Annotated in this window: 15 protein-coding genes; 13 read left to right on the forward strand and 2 right to left on the reverse strand. The window is 62.9% G+C overall.

Features of this window, described 5'->3' with window-relative positions; all coding sequences use genetic code 11:
* Positions 1–13 precede the first annotated feature (13 nt).
* Positions 14–1,597 carry an OprO/OprP family phosphate-selective porin gene (locus ACP2YO_RS19395; protein ID WP_426442263.1) on the reverse strand — a complete coding sequence of 528 codons (1,584 nt, stop codon included), beginning with the start codon at positions 1,595–1,597 and terminating at the stop codon, positions 14–16.
* A gap of 298 nt (positions 1,598–1,895) precedes the next feature.
* On the opposite strand from ACP2YO_RS19395, the gene ACP2YO_RS19400 reads away from it, so the two are divergent.
* Together ACP2YO_RS19400 and ACP2YO_RS19405 are read left to right on the forward strand one after the other, a co-directional pair.
* Entirely contained in the window at positions 1,896–3,308 is a 1,413-nt protein-coding gene (locus ACP2YO_RS19400; RefSeq protein WP_426442264.1) for a DegQ family serine endoprotease, read from the forward strand.
* 58 nt (positions 3,309–3,366) lie between these two features.
* The gene (locus ACP2YO_RS19405; RefSeq protein WP_426443255.1) at positions 3,367–4,650 is read left to right on the forward strand and encodes a replication-associated recombination protein A; all 1,284 of its coding nucleotides are present in this window, start codon (positions 3,367–3,369) and stop codon (positions 4,648–4,650) included.
* Positions 4,651–4,716: 66 nt separating this feature from the next.
* Here ACP2YO_RS19405 and ACP2YO_RS19410 read toward each other — a convergent pair whose 3' ends face one another.
* The gene (locus ACP2YO_RS19410) at positions 4,717–5,655 is read right to left on the reverse strand and encodes an alpha/beta hydrolase fold domain-containing protein (RefSeq protein WP_426442265.1); all 939 of its coding nucleotides are present in this window, start codon (positions 5,653–5,655) and stop codon (positions 4,717–4,719) included.
* A 117-nt stretch (positions 5,656–5,772) separates the two neighbouring features.
* On the opposite strand from ACP2YO_RS19410, the gene ACP2YO_RS19415 reads away from it, so the two are divergent.
* From ACP2YO_RS19415 to ACP2YO_RS19465, 11 genes are all read left to right on the forward strand, one after another.
* Positions 5,773–6,066 (forward strand): type II toxin-antitoxin system RelE/ParE family toxin, encoded by a 294-nt coding sequence (locus ACP2YO_RS19415; RefSeq protein ID WP_426442266.1) that lies wholly within the window; start codon positions 5,773–5,775, stop codon positions 6,064–6,066.
* Between the two features lie 12 nt (positions 6,067–6,078).
* The gene (locus ACP2YO_RS19420; protein WP_426442267.1) at positions 6,079–6,396 is read left to right on the forward strand and encodes a HigA family addiction module antitoxin; all 318 of its coding nucleotides are present in this window, start codon (positions 6,079–6,081) and stop codon (positions 6,394–6,396) included.
* Positions 6,393–7,592 (forward strand): RluA family pseudouridine synthase, encoded by a 1,200-nt coding sequence (locus tag ACP2YO_RS19425; protein WP_426442268.1) that lies wholly within the window; start codon positions 6,393–6,395, stop codon positions 7,590–7,592. The genes ACP2YO_RS19420 and ACP2YO_RS19425 overlap by 4 nt, the downstream gene beginning before the upstream one ends.
* A gap of 129 nt (positions 7,593–7,721) precedes the next feature.
* Positions 7,722–8,942 carry an amidohydrolase family protein gene (locus ACP2YO_RS19430; RefSeq protein WP_426442269.1) on the forward strand — a complete coding sequence of 407 codons (1,221 nt, stop codon included), beginning with the start codon at positions 7,722–7,724 and terminating at the stop codon, positions 8,940–8,942.
* A gap of 736 nt (positions 8,943–9,678) precedes the next feature.
* Positions 9,679–10,926, forward strand: coding sequence for a branched-chain amino acid ABC transporter substrate-binding protein (locus tag ACP2YO_RS19435; protein ID WP_426442270.1), 1,248 nt, complete (start codon positions 9,679–9,681; stop codon positions 10,924–10,926).
* A gap of 222 nt (positions 10,927–11,148) precedes the next feature.
* Positions 11,149–11,991 (forward strand): branched-chain amino acid ABC transporter permease, encoded by an 843-nt coding sequence (locus ACP2YO_RS19440; protein ID WP_426442271.1) that lies wholly within the window; start codon positions 11,149–11,151, stop codon positions 11,989–11,991.
* A gap of 57 nt (positions 11,992–12,048) precedes the next feature.
* Positions 12,049–14,073 (forward strand): ABC transporter permease subunit, encoded by a 2,025-nt coding sequence (locus tag ACP2YO_RS19445; protein WP_426442272.1) that lies wholly within the window; start codon positions 12,049–12,051, stop codon positions 14,071–14,073.
* A complete protein-coding gene (locus tag ACP2YO_RS19450) occupies positions 14,018–14,809 on the forward strand; it encodes an ABC transporter ATP-binding protein (protein WP_426442273.1) in 792 nt (263 codons plus the stop codon). Before ACP2YO_RS19445 ends, ACP2YO_RS19450 begins: the two co-directional genes overlap by 56 nt.
* A gap of 289 nt (positions 14,810–15,098) precedes the next feature.
* A complete protein-coding gene (locus ACP2YO_RS19455) occupies positions 15,099–15,908 on the forward strand; it encodes an IclR family transcriptional regulator (RefSeq protein ID WP_426442274.1) in 810 nt (269 codons plus the stop codon).
* Positions 15,909–16,095: 187 nt separating this feature from the next.
* Positions 16,096–17,277: an aminotransferase class V-fold PLP-dependent enzyme gene (locus ACP2YO_RS19460; protein ID WP_426442275.1), complete on the forward strand. Its 1,182-nt coding sequence runs from the start codon at positions 16,096–16,098 to the stop codon at positions 17,275–17,277.
* 98 nt (positions 17,278–17,375) lie between these two features.
* Positions 17,376–18,674 carry a dicarboxylate/amino acid:cation symporter gene (locus ACP2YO_RS19465; protein WP_426442276.1) on the forward strand — a complete coding sequence of 433 codons (1,299 nt, stop codon included), beginning with the start codon at positions 17,376–17,378 and terminating at the stop codon, positions 18,672–18,674.
* Positions 18,675–18,679 lie beyond the last annotated feature (5 nt).

The following is an 18,679-nucleotide window of genomic DNA, read 5'->3' on the forward strand; positions in this document are numbered from 1 at the left end:
CCCGGCCTTGTCGTCACCAGGCCACCTGCGTGCGCATCGCGATCGCGTCGAATCTCGAGCCCGCATTGAGGGCCGAGACCGCCGAAGCCTGCTTGGAGATGTCGCCATGCAGGTAATCCAGCATGAAGCGGACGTTGTTGTTGACGTACCAGTTCAGGGCGAGGGTGTAGACATTCTGCCGTCCACCCGCGACGCCAGCCGCCGTCGCGAGCTGATCGTTGAGGTTCATCTGGCTGAAGCGTCCGGCGATTTCCCAGGCACCCCAGCCGCCGCCGGCGAGCGAGAACGGATTCGCCGGCTTGACCCCGCCATAGGCGGCGTTCCCCGCATTGTAGGCATGGGTCTCGCCGGTCAGCACGTAGCCGACTTGCGCGTAGCCGCCGTCGAACTTCAGGCTCGACGCGCCAATCGGTGGCAGCCCGGTATTCGCCGTGCGGTCGACGTTGAACCAGTAGTACTCGCCCTGCGCGATGAGCGGGCCGTAGGTCGCCGCCGCTTCGACGCCGTAGACCTGTGCCCCCGAGACGTTGGCGATCGCGCCGGTCGATATCAGTGTCGTCGGGTCGATGCGCAACTCGGGCCGGTCGCTGAGCGTCAGCGTTTGCGCCTGCGTCAGCTGATTGCGCGGCGGCTGGATCAGCCACTCCGCATCAGCGCCGATATGCACCGAGTAATCCCTGCCGCTGATCGGGTTGCCGGCGATACGGGCGACCGCGCCATATTGCTCGGACGTCCCGGCCGGCGCGGCACTGGACGCGGAGTGGATCGCACCCGAGGTCGGTCCGGTGACGTAGCCGCCGAGCCAAAGCTGATCGTTCCACCAGCGGGTGCCGGCCGCCGAACGGAAGTCACCGGCCGCGATGTTTTGTGCGACGATGCCAGCCGAAGCGCGCTCCATGAACAGGATGTCGTTGGAGCTGGTGGATTCGTCCATCGTCCAGGTCAGGTCCATGACGCCGCCTTCGATCGCCATCTTGCCGCCGAACGGCCTGAAGCCGGTGTAGCTCAGATAGGCGTTTTCGATGCCGGAGGTGCCGCCGCCCGGCAGTGATCCCGGCGCCGTGCCGCCGAAGCCGTCGGACGAGCCGCCGAAGTCGTAGATCAGCGCAAAATTCCAGTCGCCGAGGAATTTGCCGACGATGCCGATGCGCGCACGGCGCAGATTTTCGCCGCTGTCGAGCTTTTGCGGCGACGTCGCCGCCGTGTCGGGACGATAATTGTAACCACCGACATCGAAGTGAATCCGCCCCGTGATTGCGATGCAGTTCTGGTCGTCCGCCGTGCAGATCGTCGGCCGGTTGTTCGGCATCGACACCACGACACCGGAAGCCACGACCGGACCCTTGACCGGAAGGGCCGCGTGGTTTGCGACGCTCGACGCCTTGGCATCGGCGGCCCTTGCGTGCGCGTTTGCAGACGCCGCGGTCGCGGCATTCGTATCGCTCTGCTTCTGCAGCTTGTCGAGCTTTTGTTCGAGCATGTGAAGCTGCTGCTTCAACAGCGCGATCTCCGCATCACTGCCTTCCGAATGTGCCGGCGAGGCAGCGAGCGCACCTGCGATTCCGATGGCAATTGCACCCAGTTTTTTCGCACCCATTTGCGCACCCCTGTATTGCTTGAAGTCCCCACTCACTGCCACTCGAATCGTAGAAGTCTATCGTGACTGATGCACGACAGCGATAGCCCTCCGGAGGATCACCCTTCCCCTGTTGCAACCCGGCAACAAGCGGAGCGGCGAAGTGAGATGATAAGCATCATAAAAGTCCGGAGGCGGGCTTCAAAGCACCGGCGGCGGGTTTTGCACTGGCGTGATCGGGGCGTCCTTATTCGCGCGGATACCCTTCAATTGCCCCGCGAACGGTCCTATATTTCGGCGTTTCCTACGAGAGGTGAGAATGCCCCGATTGATCCGCTTTGCCGCAATTCCTGTGCTCTGCACGCTGGCAGTCGCAGGAAGCCTTTGCCAGGCCCAGGCGCAGGACCGCCGCGTGCCGGCCTCGCAGGCGGAGTTGCAACTGTCCTATGCGCCGATCGTGCAGCGGGTTCAGCCGGCGGTGGTCAATGTCTACGCCGCCAAGACCGTCCAGAACCGCAATCCGCTGCTGGACGACCCGATCTTCCGCCGCTTCTTCGGCGTCCCGGGCCAGCAGCCGGAGCAGATGCAGCGTTCGCTCGGCTCCGGCGTCATGGTCGATCCGTCCGGCCTGGTGGTGACCAACAATCACGTGATCGAGGGTGCCGACCAGGTCAAGGTCTCGCTCGCCGACAAGCGCGAATACGAGGCCGAGATCGTGCTGAAGGACAGCCGCACCGACCTTGCGGTGCTCCGGCTGAAGGACACCAACAAGGAGAAGTTCGCAACCCTCGACTTCGCCAATTCCGACGGGCTGCAGGTCGGCGACGTCGTGCTCGCGATCGGCAATCCGTTCGGTGTCGGCCAGACCGTCACCCACGGCATCATCTCGGCACTGGCGCGCACCCAGGTCGGCATCACCGATTATCAGTTCTTCATCCAGACCGACGCCGCGATCAATCCCGGCAATTCCGGCGGCGCGCTGGTCGACATGACCGGCCGGCTCGCCGGCATCAACACCGCGATCTTCTCGCGCTCCGGCGGCTCGCAGGGCATCGGCTTTGCGATCCCGGCCAACATGGTGCGTGTCGTGGTCGCCTCCGCCAAGAGCGGCGGCAAGGCGGTGAAGCGGCCATGGCTCGGCGCGCGCCTCCAGGCGGTGACGCCCGAGATCGCCGAGACGCTGGGGCTGAAGCTGCCGAGCGGCGCGCTGGTCGCCAATGTCGCGCCGCACAGCCCGGCGGCCAAGGCCGGACTGAAGCTCTCCGACCTGATTGTCGCGATCGATGGCACGCCAATCGACGATCCCAACGCGTTCGACTACCGCTTCGCGACCCGTCCGCTCGGTGGCACCGCCCAGATCGACGTGCAGCGCGGCGGCAAGGACGTGAAGCTCACGGTGGCGCTGGAGACCGCGCCCGATACTGATCGCGATGAGATCGTGCTGACCGCGCGATCGCCGTTCCAGGGCGCCAAGGTCGCCAACATCTCGCCGGCGCTTGCCGATGAGCTGCACCTCGACGCCGGCGCCGAGGGGGTCGTGGTGACTGATCTTGCCGATGACGGCTCGGCGGCCAGTGTCGGCTTCCAGAAGGGCGACATCATCCTTGCGGTCAACAACCAGAAGATCGAACGGACCAGCGATCTCGACAAGGTATCGAAGACCGGGACGCGGGTCTGGCGGATCACCCTGGTGCGCGGCGGCCAGCAGATCAACGTGACGCTCGGCGGATGAGCCCCAAGTGAGCCCCAAGAAACCGCGCGACGCCAACAACCTGTTTGCCGCGGCGGGAATGGACCAGGACGCGCCGCACCCGCTGCCGGACCGGCTGCGCCCGCGTTCGCTCGCCGATGTCGTCGGCCAGGATCACATCCTCGGCCCTGACGGCGCGCTGACCCGGATGCTGGAGACCCGCACGCTAGGCTCACTGGTGTTCTGGGGACCTCCGGGCACCGGCAAGACCACGGTGGCGCGGCTGCTGGCCGACGCGACCGAGCTGCATTTCGAACAGATTTCGGCGGTGTTCTCTGGCGTTGCCGACCTCAAGAAGGTGTTCGACGCCGCGCGCGCCCGCCGCGAGACCGGCAAGGGCACGCTGCTGTTTGTCGACGAGGTGCATCGCTTCAACCGCGCGCAGCAGGATTCTTTCCTGCCTGTGATGGAGGACGGCACGGTGGTGCTGGTCGGCGCCACCACCGAAAATCCGTCCTTCGAGCTCAACGCGGCGCTATTGTCGCGCGCCCGGGTGCTGGTGTTTCACTCGCTCGATTCAGCCGCGATCGAGAAGCTGTTCGCCAATGCCGAGAAGATCGAGGGCAGGGCGCTGCCGCTCGATGCGGAAGCACGCGCCGTGCTGGTGCGGATGGCCGATGGCGACGGCCGCGCGTCGCTGACCTTGGCCGAAGAGGTCTGGCGTGCCGCGCGCAAGGACGAAGTCTTCAACGCCGTGCAGTTGCAGGACATCCTGCAACGCCGCGCGCCGATCTACGACAAGTCGGCGGACGGTCATTACAACCTGATCTCGGCACTGCATAAGTCGGTGCGCGGTTCCGATCCCGACGCCGCGCTGTACTATCTCGCCCGCATGTTCGATGCCGGCGAGGATCCGCTGTTCCTGGCGCGGCGTGTGGTGCGCATGGCGGTGGAGGACATCGGGCTGGCCGATCCGCAGGCGCTGGCGATCTGCAACGCTGCCAAGGATGCCTATGACTTCCTCGGTTCGCCGGAGGGCGAACTGGCGATCGCGCAGGCCGTGATTTATCTCGCCACCGCGCCGAAATCGAACGCGGCCTACACCGCGTTTGGCGCTGCGATGCAGGCGGCAAAGCAGAACGGCTCGCTGCTGCCGCCGAAGCACATCCTGAATTCGCCGACCAAGCTGATGAAGTCGGAAGGCTACGGCTCGGGCTATCAATACGACCACGACATGCCTGACGCGTTCTCCGGCCAGGATTATTTCCCGGAAGCGCTGGGACGCCAGACCTTCTACGATCCGCCCGACCGCGGTTTTGAACGCGAGATCCGCAAGCGGCTGGACTACTGGGCCAAGCTGCGGGCGCAGCGCGGAGACGGCTGACATCTCCCTGAAATAGCGGTGTGATGTTCGCGCTTGTTCCGAGTGCTGCCATTCCGAGCCAGCCGGCTACTTTCCGGTCCTGATGAAATCCAGCACCTCGTCGGTCAACCGCGTGTCCGACGTGTTGATCGAATAGACCTCCGAGATGTGGCTGTGCTGCGGCAGCATGAAGCTGCGCACGCAGCCGCTCGGCCGCTTGCAGGTGGCCTGCTTCAACAGCTCGAATTGCTCGACGAAACGCGGCGGGTCGAGCTCGGCCGCGGTGACCAGCAGTGGGATCGGGCTTGCGACCAGGCCTTGCAGCGAGGAGCGTTCGGCATAGCGCGAAGGGTCGGAGCCATAATAGACGAGTTCGGCGGAGCCGACCGGAGACGCCGTCAGATCATAGATGCCGGAGACCATGATCGCGCCGGCAAGCCCGCCGCCCTTCACCTTGTGGAATTCGGGGTGGGAGACGTAGCTTGCAACATGGACAGCGCCGGCCGACTGGCCCATCAGGAAGATGCGCGCAGGATCGCCGCCGCGCGCGCCGATCGTCTCCGACACCCATTGCACGACCGCGCCCACGTCCTCTGCGCCGGCCGGCCACGGGAAGGCCGGCGCCAGCCGATAGGTGGCGTTGACGCCGACAAATCCGCTCTTCACCGCCCACAGCATGATGTTGTCGTAGAACGGGCTGCCGGGGTTGCGCTTGTTGCCCGCGACGAAACCGCCGCCATGGATGTAGATCAGCACCGGCCGCGCCGATGAAGCGGCCTCCGGCGTAAAGAGGTCAAGCAGGTGGCGATCGGCGGGGCCATATTTGACGTCGCGCTCGACCTTGACGCCTTGATAGGGCTCCTTCTGCTGCAACGGTGCGTAGAGCGCAGCCGTCTTCGGCATGTCGATGACGCGGCCGAGTTCCAGGAGCTTCCACGCCAGGTCCTCCGGCATCGGACTCTGCTGCGCGAAAGCGGAGCCCGTGATCATCAGTACCGCTGCCAGAGCCGATATCGCCAGTCTCATCAGATATCTCCGTCGCGTACCTGGTCCAACATGGCCGATGTCGCATGCGATTTGTACAGATTCTTCCGCGAGGTGCCGGTCAGTTACTCTTTACGTAAGCCGTAAATCTTGATAGATGTGGAAATCGTGATTGTCGGCTATCGGGACAAGGTCACCGAACGGTTTGCCTCCGGACGGCACGTCAAGGAGTTCTCGGGTTTCGCCCGGCAGGCCGAGATGCGCCTCGACCGTCTGGAAGCGGCAACCAGACTTGCTGATTTGGCGGCGTTGCCTGGAAATCGATTGGAAGCCCTCAAGGGCGGCCGAGTCGGACAATTTTCGATTCGCATTAACGATCAATGGCGGATCTGCTTCAGGTGGCCCGACGGATCGCCTGGACCCGTCGACGTTGAGATCGTTGATTATCACTGAGAGAAGATCGCCATGTCGCGTACACCGATCCACCCCGGAGAACACCTTGCGGAAGAATTGCGTGAGCTCGGCATGACGGCTGCCGAGCTGTCGCGCCAGATCGATGTTCCGGTGAACCGCATCACCGGGATTATTCATGGTCAGCGCGGCATCACGGCCGACACGGCACTCCGGCTCGGCCATTGGTTTGGCACAGCGCCGCAGTTCTGGATGAATCTGCAGCAGCTTTACGAACTGCGGCTCGCAGAAGAAGAGGTCGGTGCTCAAATATCAGCTTTGCCCCGTCGCGCCGGCCGGTCGTCACCTCGCAAACTGGGAAAAACGGCATGAGCCGCCGCGTCAAGAGACCTCTCCGCCCCGCGGGCGATCGCCCCAAGGGCGCGCGTCCCTATCGCGGTGCGACGGCCGAGCGGGCGTTGCCGCATCGCCCTGGCGGCAAGCCGCCGGCGCCGCGCTTTGCGGCCGCGCCGCCGCGCGCGGCCAAGCCATTCGTGCCGGAGCCCGAAAAGATCGTCGCCGAGCCGCCCCCGTTGCCGACCAAGGTGCAGACCGTGGTGGTGACGGCGGATGAGAACAACATGCGCGTCGATCGCTTTCTCGAGGCGCGTTTCCCCGGCCTGTCGTTTTCCCACATCCAGCGCATCGTCCGTAAGGGCGAATTGCGCGTCAACGGCAAGCGCGCGGACAGCAAGGACCGGCTGGAAGAAGGGCAGAGTGTCCGCATTCCACCGCTGAAGCTCGACGCGCCCAAGGCGGCCGGCAGCCTCTCCGAAGCGGCCAAGAAAACCCTTCAGGACCTCAAGGACATGATCCTGTTCGAGGACGCCGACGTGATGGTGCTAAACAAGCCCGCAGGTCTGGCGGTCCAGGGCGGAAGCGGCATCACGCGCAATGTCGACGACATGATGGAGGTGATGCGTGATGCGAAGGGACAGAAGCCGCGGCTGGTGCATCGCCTCGACAGGGAGACCTCCGGCTGCCTCCTGATCGCCAAGACGCGCTTTGCCGCCACCGCATTGACCGGCTCGTTTCGCCATCGCTCGGCACGAAAAACCTACTGGGCGCTGGTCGCCGGCGTGCCCAAGCCGAAGCAGGGCCGCATCTCGACCTATCTTGCCAAGGAGGAGAGCGAGGACGACACCATCATGCGGATCGCGGCGCATGGCGATGAGGGCGCGAGCCACGCCGTGACCTATTATGCCGTGGTCGAGACCTCGGCGACGAAACTCGCCTGGGTGTCGCTCAAACCGGTCACCGGCCGGACCCACCAGCTCCGCGCCCATATGGCGCATATCGATCATGCGATCGTCGGCGATCCCAAATATTTCAACAAGGAGAACTGGCAGCTGCCTGGCGGCCTGCAGAACCGGCTGCATCTGCTGGCGCGGCGCATCATGATCCCGCATCCGCGCGGCGGCGTGATCGATGCAACAGCACCGCTGCCGCCCCACATGCTGCAATCCTGGAATCTGCTCGGGCTCGAGGCCGACCGGTTCGATCCGATCGAGAACGCGCCCGAGGAGTGACCGGCTGCAAGCGCCGGCGCTGAATATACGGCGCACACAGCAACAACGATCAAACGGCGTCGAACGCCGCGGCTATCTTGCCGCGCGCTGGCCTCCGCCCGCGGGCAATTTTGATCGAAGGGACTGTCTATGACCGGGATTTGGCTCCGCACTGCGCTTTTGCTCGGGCTTCTCGGCTCGGCTGCCGTCTCGACAGCCGCTGATGCCGAAACCGTGGTGCTCCGGGGCGGCAGCGTCTACGCCTCGCCCGATGCGGCCCCGCTGCCGGATGCCGTCATCGTGATGACCGATGGCGTCATCAGTGCAGTCGGCAAGTCCGGCGACATTCAAGTGCCCGCCGACGCGCGCGTGATCGATTGCAGCGGCAAAACAATCGTTGCCGGCTTCTGGAACAGCCATGTTCATTTCACGGAGAGCGCGTGGCGGAATGCCGCCACTGCACCGGCTGCGCCGCTGACCGAGCACATGCAGGAGATGCTGACGCGGTGGGGGTTCACCACGGTGTGGGATCTCGGTTCGGACCCGGCGCAGATCATCCCGCTGCGCCGGCGCATCGCCGCGGGTGAGGTCGCCGGCCCCACCATCATGCTTGCCGGCAACATGTTCCCCAAGGGCGGGCATCCCGTTTACATTCCCAGCGACGTGAAGCTTCCTGAAGTCGCGACGGCTGAGGAGGCCGCGCAATGGGCGCGCGACTATCTCGGCATGGGCGAAGACGGCATCAAGCTGTTCACCGGGGCGTTCATGGGCGACAAGCCCGTCATCAACATGGACCCGGCCATCGCAAAAGCCGCCGTCGAGGTGGCGCATGCGCACGGCAAGCCGGTGTTTGCCCATCCGCAGAACAAGACCGGCGTGGAGACGGTGATCGCAGCCGACGTCGACATTCTCGCGCACACCGCCCCTTCGCAAGGCGACTATACCCCCGAACAGCTTGCACGCTTCAAGGCGCAGGGCACCGCATTGATCCCGACCCTGTCGCTGTTTACGACCGTCGTCCTCATCCCCGCGGTCACGGAGCGCCTCGTTGCGGCAGGCGTCAACCAGCTCAAGCAGTTTTCCGAGAACGGCGGCACGGTCCTGTTCGGCACCGACGTCGGATTTATCAAGCTCTACGACACCACGCGGGAATATGAATTGATGCACCGCGCATTGTCGGAGCGCCAGGTGCTGGCGTCGCTGACGACGAACCCCGCGCGGTATTTCAAGGCTGCAGCGAAGGGAAGGGTCGAGAAGGGTTTCGACGCCGACATCGTGGTGCTCGACGGCGATCCCATCAGCGACATCAGAAATCTCGCGAAGGTGAGCACTACGATCCGCGCCGGTCACGTGATCTATCAAAAACCGTGACAACCGGTCCAGGAGCCGGCCGGTCAGTGCGGCGTTGACGCGCGCAACGACGACTTGAATCGTTGCCTTGAGCGCGGGCAGTGTTGTTGCGCAAACCATCCGCCCGGTGGCTCGCTGTACAACCCGCCGCCGCTGGCACCTCTGCCGCCGCCCCGGATCGAGGTGCCCCCGATCCCGAAGATGGATGCTGTGACGCAGCCGAGCCTCCGTTCCCCCGGGCGCACATCGTTCGGCGACCGCATCAGCCGATGCCTGGACGAGGGCGCCGCTGCCGGGCTGAACCAGGCCGATCGCTCCACCTACTCGCGGTCCTGCGCCAACCTCCGGGACTAGACGCCGGTCTTTTGACTCGCGGCAGACCCACATCTGAAAATAGACCCGATCCGACACTTGTCAGTTGGGACGGCGCATCCGTCGGGGACCAGCGGCATGCGCCGCCGCTTGCGAGATTGCTTGATTGAAATCGAGCGCCTAAGATTTCATCGGCGCTGCATAGGACCGTCGAATTTCATAGTCGAGGCGCCGTCGCTTCCCGGCATCGCGGTTTGGTAATTGGCCGAATTTCGCCGTTCCGGAAATATCCGCGGGCAGTCCCGGCTTCGCCGGGTGGCCTGAATGTTGCTTTGCACTCTCGAAGCTCTCGAAGCCGGATGCGGTGCTTAAGTCAAATATACGAGCGAATAAATCGAATGTAGGCTCTGAGCGAGGCACTCTTACCCCGAAAGAGGAGACCCCCATGAAACCGTTCCAGCATACGCGCCGTGCTTTAAGCGTAGGGGCCATCGCGGTCGCCGCGATCGCCGCAATTGGTGGCACCGCAGCATTAGCCGAGCAAAAGGTGGTCAAGATCGGCATTACGCTGCCATTCACGGGTGCCGACGCCGAGGACGCCACCCTGATCAAGAACGGAGCCATGATCGCCTTCGACGAGGCCAACGCCGCGGGCGGGGTTGCCGGTTATACGATCATCCCGGTCATTTACGACAACGGCACGGCCACCGCCGGCCAGTATGATCCTGCCCAGGCCGCCACCAATACAAAGAAGCTGATCTCCGACCCGCAGGTCGTCGCCAATATCGGGCCGGAAATGAGCGGCAGCGGCAAGGCGATGTCGCCGATCCTCAGCGCAGCCGATATGGCGACGATCACGCCGTCCTCGACCAATCCGGATATCACCGATCCAAAGATGGCCGGCCAATTCCGGCCCAAGGGCAAGGCGGTCTATTTCCGAACCGTGACGACGGATGCCTTTCAGGGCCCGAACATGGCCAATTACTACAAGGCAAAACTGCACGTGAAGAAGGTATTCATCCTCGACGATTCCGGGGCGTATGGCGTCGGGCTCGCCAATGCATTCGAAAATCGGGCGAAGCAAATCGGCATCGAGGTTCTCGGTCACGACCAGCTCGATCCCAAGGAAGCCGACTACACGACCGCTCTGACCAAGATCAAGGCGCTCAATCCGGACGCCATCTATTTCGGCGGCGTCGCGCAAGCCGGCGTCAAGCTCGCCAAGCAGGCGGCGGAGACCGTCCCGAACATGATCAAGGGGGGCGGCGATGGCGTGGCCGGCGGCAGCTTCCTCAAGGGGGGCGGCTTCCCGGCGATTGAGGGCTGGTATGGGACGAATGCCGGCCCGCATTTGACGGAAAGCCCGGAGGCGGCCAATTTCGTGAAGGCCTTCCAGGAGAAGTATCACGCCACCCCGGACGATTATTCGATCACCGCCTACGATGGAGCGAAGGTCATTCTCGCGGCGGTCGCGGAGGTGGCGAAGAGCGGCAAGGAAATGAACCGCTCGAATATCCGCGACGCGATCCAGAACTCGCAAGTCAAAACGCTGCAGGGAACCGTTGCGTTTGATCAGAATGGCGACATTCTCGATCGCACGGTCAGCGTCTTCCAGTACAAGCACGATGACAAATACCCTGCGGACGACATCACGCACCAGCTGAAGTATCTCGAACCAGCGCCGCAGTCGTGAGCTTTCGGCCAGAGCGTTTTCAAGCGAAGTGGATCCGGTTCGCGTGAAGAAAACGCGTCAAAAAAGGAATCTAGAGTTCCGTTCCGATTTTCGTCGGAACGGAGCTCTAGCGACGCCGTATCGAGAGACCTCGCGATGAGTCATTGGGATGTACTGCTCCAGCAGGTGATCAACGGTGTAAGCTTGGGCGCGATGTATTCGCTGCTCGCGCTCGGCTTCACCATGGTCTACGGCATCATCGAGCTTATCAACTTCGCGCATTTCAATGTCTTCATGGTGGGCTCGTTCATCGCCATGTGGACGCTGGAGGCCTTGGGCTTTGCCGGTCAGTCGCATATTCTCCATGGACTGCCGTTGGCCGGCATCCTTCTCGCGGTGTTCATCGTGACGATGCTGGGATCCGGCATTCTCGGCGTCGCCATCGAACGGTTCGCGTTACGGCCGCTGCGCGGTGTTTCCGGCACGGCGCCGATGATCACCACGATCGGCGTGTCCTATATCCTGTACAACATCGTTCTATTGGGGGCCGGCGCCGACTCGAAGAATTACTCCAACCCGATGCCCAATACGGCGTGGGCGTTCGGTGGTGTCACGCTGCGCCTGCGCGAGGTGCTGCTGTGGGGCATCTCGCTGTTGCTCATGGTCGGGCTTAACTATTTTGTCCGGCGGACGAAAATGGGCAAGGCGATGCGGGCGATGGCGCAGGACCAGGAGGCGGCGCGCATGGTCGGCGTCGACGTCGACCGCGTGGTGGTCATCACCTTCTTCGTCGGCTCCGCGCTCGCCGGTGCGGCTGGGTTGATCTTCGGGCTCTACTACAATTATACGAGCTACCTGATCGGCTACACCTCCGGCCTGCGGGCCTTCACGGCGGCGGTCCTCGGCGGGATCGGCAACATACCCGGCGCGATGCTGGGAGGCGTGGTGATCGGGCTGATCGAATCACTGGGCGGCCAGTACATCGCCGTGCGCTGGACTGACGTCATCATCTTTTCGCTTCTGGTGCTCGTGCTCGTCCTGCGCCCCAGCGGGCTGCTCGGCCGCGCCGCGCCGACGAAATCCTAGGGCTGCGGCGTGTCAGACTCACCTCTCGAACGCGTTCAGGAAATAGCGGCTCCGGCGATGGCCCGTTCACAGGGCTGGATCGCGGCGATCCGGGAACGCGCCGGGAGTGAGCAGTTCCGTCCTTATCTGCTCGTGATCATCCTCATGGCCGCACTCGCTTTCCCGTATCTCGATCGCAACGAAGGCGATATCGATGCCGCGGCCAATGCGCTCGCCTATGCCATGCTGGCGATTGGCCTGAATGTCGTCGTCGGCTTTGCCGGTCTGCTCGATCTCGGCTATGCGGCGTTCTTCGCCATCGGCGCCTACACCTACGGCGCGCTGTCGTCCTACCAGATACAGCCGGAGTGGAGCAGCTTCTGGGAGCCGTTCCAGTGGCTGGGCCTTGTCGAGCATCTCAAACCGGACGGCGGCATCGGCACTGTTCATTTCGACGTGTCGTTCTGGTTGGCATTGCCGACTGCGGCCGCGGTCGCCGCCTTCTTCGGTGTGTTGTTCGGCGCGCCGACGCTCAGGCTCAAGGGTGATTACCTTGCCATCGTGACGCTCGGCTTCGGCGAGATCGTGCCGATCGTGGCGCGCAACACGCCCACCATCACCAATGGCGCGCAAGGGCTCAGCGGCGTCAGTACACCGAAGTTCTTCGGCTACGATTTCGGTGTGATGTCCACGCCCTACTATTATCTCGGGCTGGTCCTTGTCGTGCTTTTGATCTTCGTCAGCACACGGCTGAAACATTCGCGGGTCGGCCGGGCCTGGCTTGCGATACGCGAGGACGAAATCGCAGCCGAGGCGATGGGGGTCAACCGCACCAAACTCAAGCTGCTCGCCTTTGCCATCGGTGCGAGCTTCGCCGGTGTGACGGGAACCTTCTACGTGGCCAAGCTGCAGACGGCGACGCCGGAGATGTTCATGTTTCCGGTCTCGATCATGATTCTCGTCATGATCGTGCTGGGTGGCATCGGCAATGTCGCCGGCGTGGTGGTCGGCGCGCTTCTCCTGCAATTGCTGCAATCGTGGTTCCTGCAGGATCTGTCGCAGTGGATTCAGGCGTTCGGCCATTTGACCGGCATTGTCTTTCTGCAAACGGTGGATCTGACGCAGGCGATTGAACTGATCTTCGGCATCATTCTCGTGGTGATGATGCTCTATCGGCGCCAGGGACTGATTCCCGAACGCGCCGGGGTGACGGCGCTGAGTTACGAGCAGCAGAACGCGATGCCAACGCGAAGTTCTGTCGAGGCCGGACTTGTGCCACTGCATCGGCGGACGATTGATCCGGGCAAGCCGCTGCTCGAGATCAAGGGCCTGGCGAAGTCGTTCGGCGGCATCAAGGCCGTGAACGGCATCGATCTCACGGTCATGCCGGGTTCAATCGTCGCCATCATCGGGCCGAACGGTTCCGGCAAGACCACGTTCTTCAATCTCATCACCGGACTGATCCAGCCGAATGGCGGCCAGGTGCTGCTCGCCGGCGAGGACGTCACCGGATTGAAGCCGCACCGGATTGTCGAGAAGGGGATTGCGCGCACCTTCCAGAACCTGCGCCTTTTTGCCAACATGACGCTGCTGGAGAACGCGCTTGTCGGCGCGCATGCGCGCACCTCGACAGGGGCGATCGGAGCCATCCTGCGCCTGCCGCGCGTGAAGCGCGAGGAGGCGGCCTCGCGCATACGCGCGCTCGACATATTGGGTATTTTCGGCAACCGGCTTATGCCGCGTCTCCAGCACCTCGCGTTCTCCTTGTCCTACGCCAACCGGCGGCGGCTGGAGATCGCGCGCGCGCTGGTGTCGGAGCCGGCGCTGCTTTTGCTCGACGAGCCGACGGCCGGCATGAATCCGACCGAGACGCTCGAACTGACCGACCAGATCCGGCAATTGCGCCAACGTGGCGTGACGATCCTCCTGATCGAGCACAAGCTCGACGTGGTCAACGAAATCGCCGACAAGGTGATCGTGCTCGATCACGGCGAGAAGATCGCCGAGGGCACGCCCAAGCAGGTTCATTCAAACAAGGAAGTGCTGCGTGCCTATCTTGGACGAACCACAGACGCCGTCGCGGCGGCCGCCGCCGCTTCTTGAGTTCAAGGACGTCAACACCTACTACGGCGAGCTTCACGTCCTGAAGGACGTCGACTATCGCGTTGGCGAAGGCGAGATCGTCTGCCTGCTCGGCGGCAATGCCTGCGGAAAATCCACCACCATGAAGACGATCCTCGGCATCGTGACGCCGAAGAGCGGCGCCATCACCTATGCGGGTGCGCGCATCAATGAGCTGCCGACCGCCCAGCGGGTGAAGCGGGGCATCGCGCCGGTGCCGGAGGCGCGCCGGCTGTTTCCGCGCATGACGGTGCTCGAAAATCTGGAAATGGGCGCCTTCACGCGCGACGACCAGGTCGAGATCGAGGCTGACAAGGAACGCGTCTTCGGCCTGTTCCCGCGCATCAAGGAACGCCTCAAGCAGCAGGCGGGCACGTTGTCGGGCGGCGAGCAGCAGATGGTTGCCATCGGTCGCGCGCTGATGGCGCGTCCGAAGCTGTTGTGCATGGACGAGCCGTCGATGGGCCTGTCGCCCGCCTTCGTCGAGCAGGTGTTCGACATCATTCAGGTAATCAATCGCCAGGGCACCAGCATCTTCATGGTCGAGCAGAACGCCAACATGGCGCTGTCGATCGCCAACTACGGCTACGTCCTGCAGACCGGCCAGGTGGTGCTGCACGGCTCGGCCCAGAGCCTGCGCGACAACGAAATGGTGCAGCAGGCCTATCTCGGCGAGATGAAGGCGCGACCGGCGGCTGTTGGCGCTGGCGGGGAATAGGCGGGTGGAGTACTTGGCTGCGACCAACCTTTTATTCTGCGAGCGGAGATTGCAATTCCCGATTCAGGGCGAATTGCCTGAATGCCTCGGCGGCCTTCGATCGGCATAGATGCGCGCTAGCTAGCGAATTCTTTGTCGGTTGATGATCCATTGGTGCTAGTCCTGCGCGAGGAACAGCCGCGGGGAATCGCCGGATGTGAACGGGTTGCCGCGCGGCGCCAGCCGCAGGCCGTTCTCTTGTGGTACTGTGAACGCTACCCCCGGGCAGTACCCACGCAGGGAATACGACGTGGCCAACGAACCTGATAGTCCCAACGATGGGCCGCTGGACCGCGCTATTGCCATCCTGGTCTTCGTGGCCGAGCAGAAGAAGGCGCTCTCGGCTGCCGAAATTGCCGTCGCGCTCGCCCTTCCACTCCCGACCGCGCATCGCCTTATCGGCAATCTTGAAAGCCGCGGCCTCATCCAGAAAGCCCTTGGGACGAAACGCTACGTCGTCGGAAGCAAGCTGGTCACGCTCTCGGCCAAGACCATCGGCGCGGCGTTTCGTACGGTGCGCCGGCACGCGGTGCTAAGCGCCGTAGCCGACCGCATCGGAGAGCAATGCGAGATCGGTGTCGTGCGCGACAATGTTGTGGTCTACGTCGATAGTGTCCGGTCCAGGCAGCAGCAAGGATTGCAGTTCAATCCCGGAGATGCAGCTCCACTGCACTGTACCTCGACGGGCAAAATCTACATGAGCCGTCTGCCCGCGAAGGTCCGACAACGGTTGGTCCATTCACTTCCGCTCGCCCGGTATACCCCGACGACGATCGCCGATCCCGAAGTGTTGTTGGCGCTGCTGGAGGAAACGCGGCGCAGAGGCTGGGCGAAGACGAACGAGGAATTCGTTCAGGGGGTGGTGGGGTGCGCTGTGCCGATCGTCTCTCCGGAGGGTGACCTGATCGCCTGCCTGGGAGTTTCTGTGCCCGCGGCGCGCGTTGGCTTCGCGGGCCTTGATGCCTTCATTGCTCCTTTGCAGGACGCTGCGTCCTTGTTGTCCCAGACGATCCTGCAGGACCATGAAGACGAAGTCTATTTTTCTCAATTTTCGGAATAAATACTCTCGTTTTTCGATGTTGAAACTCGACCTCGGGCAAGCTTCGTATATCCTTGAGGCAGTTGATCGAGCTGACCGGAGTTTAGGCAGCTCTCCGCAGTCCACGTCGCCAAACCTGAATTGAACGTACGCACCCGCCGGTCCCGTCCGGCGAGATGCTCCGTCATGTCGAGCAACCGGGGTGATCATGATCCAGCACTATGACGTCGCCACGGTCCGCAAGGCTTTCCCGGCCGTCGATCAAATTGTCTATCTCGACAGCGGCTTTCAGACGCCACTCTCTCGTCCGGTCAAGGAGGCCTATGAGCGCTTTCTGCGGGAAGCCTTCGAAACCGCCGGCCCAAAGCAAATCTGGCTCAACCGTCTCGAGGAAACGCGCGCCAAGGTCGCGACCTTCCTTGGCGTCGAGCCGCATGAAATTGCCTTCACGAAGAACACTTCCGAGAGCATGAACATCGCCGCCAACGCGCTACCGCTGCGCGCCGGCGACAAGGTTCTGATGATCCATGGCGATCATCCCAACAACGCTTACGCCTTCCTCAATTTGCAGAAGAAGGGCGTGGAAATCGTCTTCATTCCCATGACGGAAGTGGTGGACGCAGAGAGTTTCCGTTCGCACATCGATGAAAGGACGCGTGCGATCTCGATGTCGCACGTCACCTTCCACGCCGGGCATCGGTTCGACGTGGAGAGTGTGGGCGAACTTTGCGCGCAGCATTCGCTCTATTTCGTCGTGGATGTGATGCAGGGTATCGGCGTGGTGCCGATCGACGCAAAGGCCATGAAGGCCACTTTCATCGGCTCCGGCACGCACAAGGGCCTGCTGGTGCCGCAAGGGCTGGGTTTGCTCTACTGGGACGCAACGCGCATTGAACTGGAGCCGGTCTACCTCGCGGCTGCCAGCCTTGCCGAACCGCCGCTGGACTTCGTCGCCCGGGCGGACAACATGGCCTTGCCGGCGACCGCAAGCCGGTTCGAGCTCGGCAACTTCAACCTCCCGGCCGTGCAAGGCCTCGGCGCGGCGATCGATTTCATCAATGCGGTCGGGATCGACAACGTCCAGCGCCACTGCTTCGACCTCGGCGATTATCTGATCGAGCGTCTTGATCAGCTCAACGTTGGACTGGTTGGCCCCCGTGACCGCCAGCACCGCGCGCCGCACATCTACGTCATCGCGCTGCCGGCGGCAGACTGGCTGGACTACTTCACACAGAACGGCATCCGCATCTCGCCGGAGCGCGACGGCATTCGTGTGTCGCTCGGCATGTTCAACACGACGGCCGACATCGACAGGCTGATCGAGGCCATCCGCGCCCGCAACGTGCCGTCAATTCAGACCCGCACGGCCGTCCTTTCCAAGCTCGGATAGTCGCATCCGGCTCTCCCGTTTCGCAGCGGCACGCCGAGACGCTGAAAAGCGCCACAGCTCGGATGCCATGAACCCTTGGTGGCGCGAAGGACCACGTCATGCAGGCAGGCAGCAAAGCTCCAAATTCGAACCGGCTGACCACTTACATCATGGTCAGTCTGTTCCTTGGCATCGCCGTGGGTTACGTGTGCAATACGCTCGCGAGCCCTGAGCAGGCGAAGGTCATCGCCGGCTATTTTGCCATCGTGTCAGATGTCTTTCTGCGAATGATCAAGATGATTATCGCGCCGCTCGTGTTTGCCACGATCGTCTCCGGGATTTCCAGCCTTGGCGCGAGCGGCGGCGCAGTCGGACGAATCGCCGTCAAGTCTCTGGCCTGGTTCATCACCGCATCGCTGATGTCGTTATTCATCGGGCTTTTGCTTGCCAACGTGCTTCAGCCGGGTCACGGCCTTGGTCTTGCGCTGCCGGAGGCAAATGCGGCGACCAACGTCCAAACCAGCAGCCTGAACGTCAAAGACTTCGCTGCGCACGTCTTTCCGATCAGCGTGGTCCAGGCAATGGCAGGGAACGAGGTGCTGCAAATCCTCGTCTTCTCCATATTCTTCGGTTTCGCGCTGAGCGCCGTCAAGACAACGCTTGCCCCTGATATCGCAAGGTCGATCGATCAAATCGTTCCGGTGATGCTCAAGTTCACCGATTACGTCATGCGCTTCGCGCCATTAGGCGTGTTCGCCGCCATGGCCGCGGTCATCACCACGCAGGGAGTAGGGGTTCTTGTGACCTACGGAAAGTTCGTCAGCGCCTTCTACTTCGGCCTTGCGGTGCTCTGGGTCATCATCATCGGCGCCGGCAGCGTCGTACTCGGTGGTGCAATCAAGACGCTTCTTCTCCTGCTCCGGCAGCCGATGATGATCGCGTTCTCGACCTCGAGCAGCGAGGCTGCCTTCCCGAAGATGATCGAGCAACTCATGAAGTTCGGCGTCTCGGAGCGCATCACCGGCTTCGTTCTGCCGCTCGGCTATTCGTTCAATCTCGACGGTTCGATGATGTACCAGACCTTTGCAGCCCTGTTCGTTGCCCAGGCATTCAACATCGAAATGCCCATCTCAACCCAAATCGCAATGCTGCTTCTGTTGATGGTTACCAGCAAGGGCATCGCCGGCGTGCCGCGCGCATCCCTGGTCGTGGCTGCCGCGACGCTTCCCACGTTTGGCCTGCCTGCGGGAGGCCTCGTCCTGCTCATCGGCATTGACGCGTTTCTGGATATGGGACGCACGATGACCAACGTCATCGGTAACGGCGTTGCAACCGCCGTCGTTGCGAAGTGGGAAAACGAGCTGGGTCAGCCCGTCGAGGAAGGCGCTGAATTCCTGCCGACGGCCGTGCCGGGGTAGCACCG

Source organism: Bradyrhizobium genosp. P (assembly GCF_049949265.1).
Classification (GTDB): domain Bacteria; phylum Pseudomonadota; class Alphaproteobacteria; order Rhizobiales; family Xanthobacteraceae; genus Bradyrhizobium.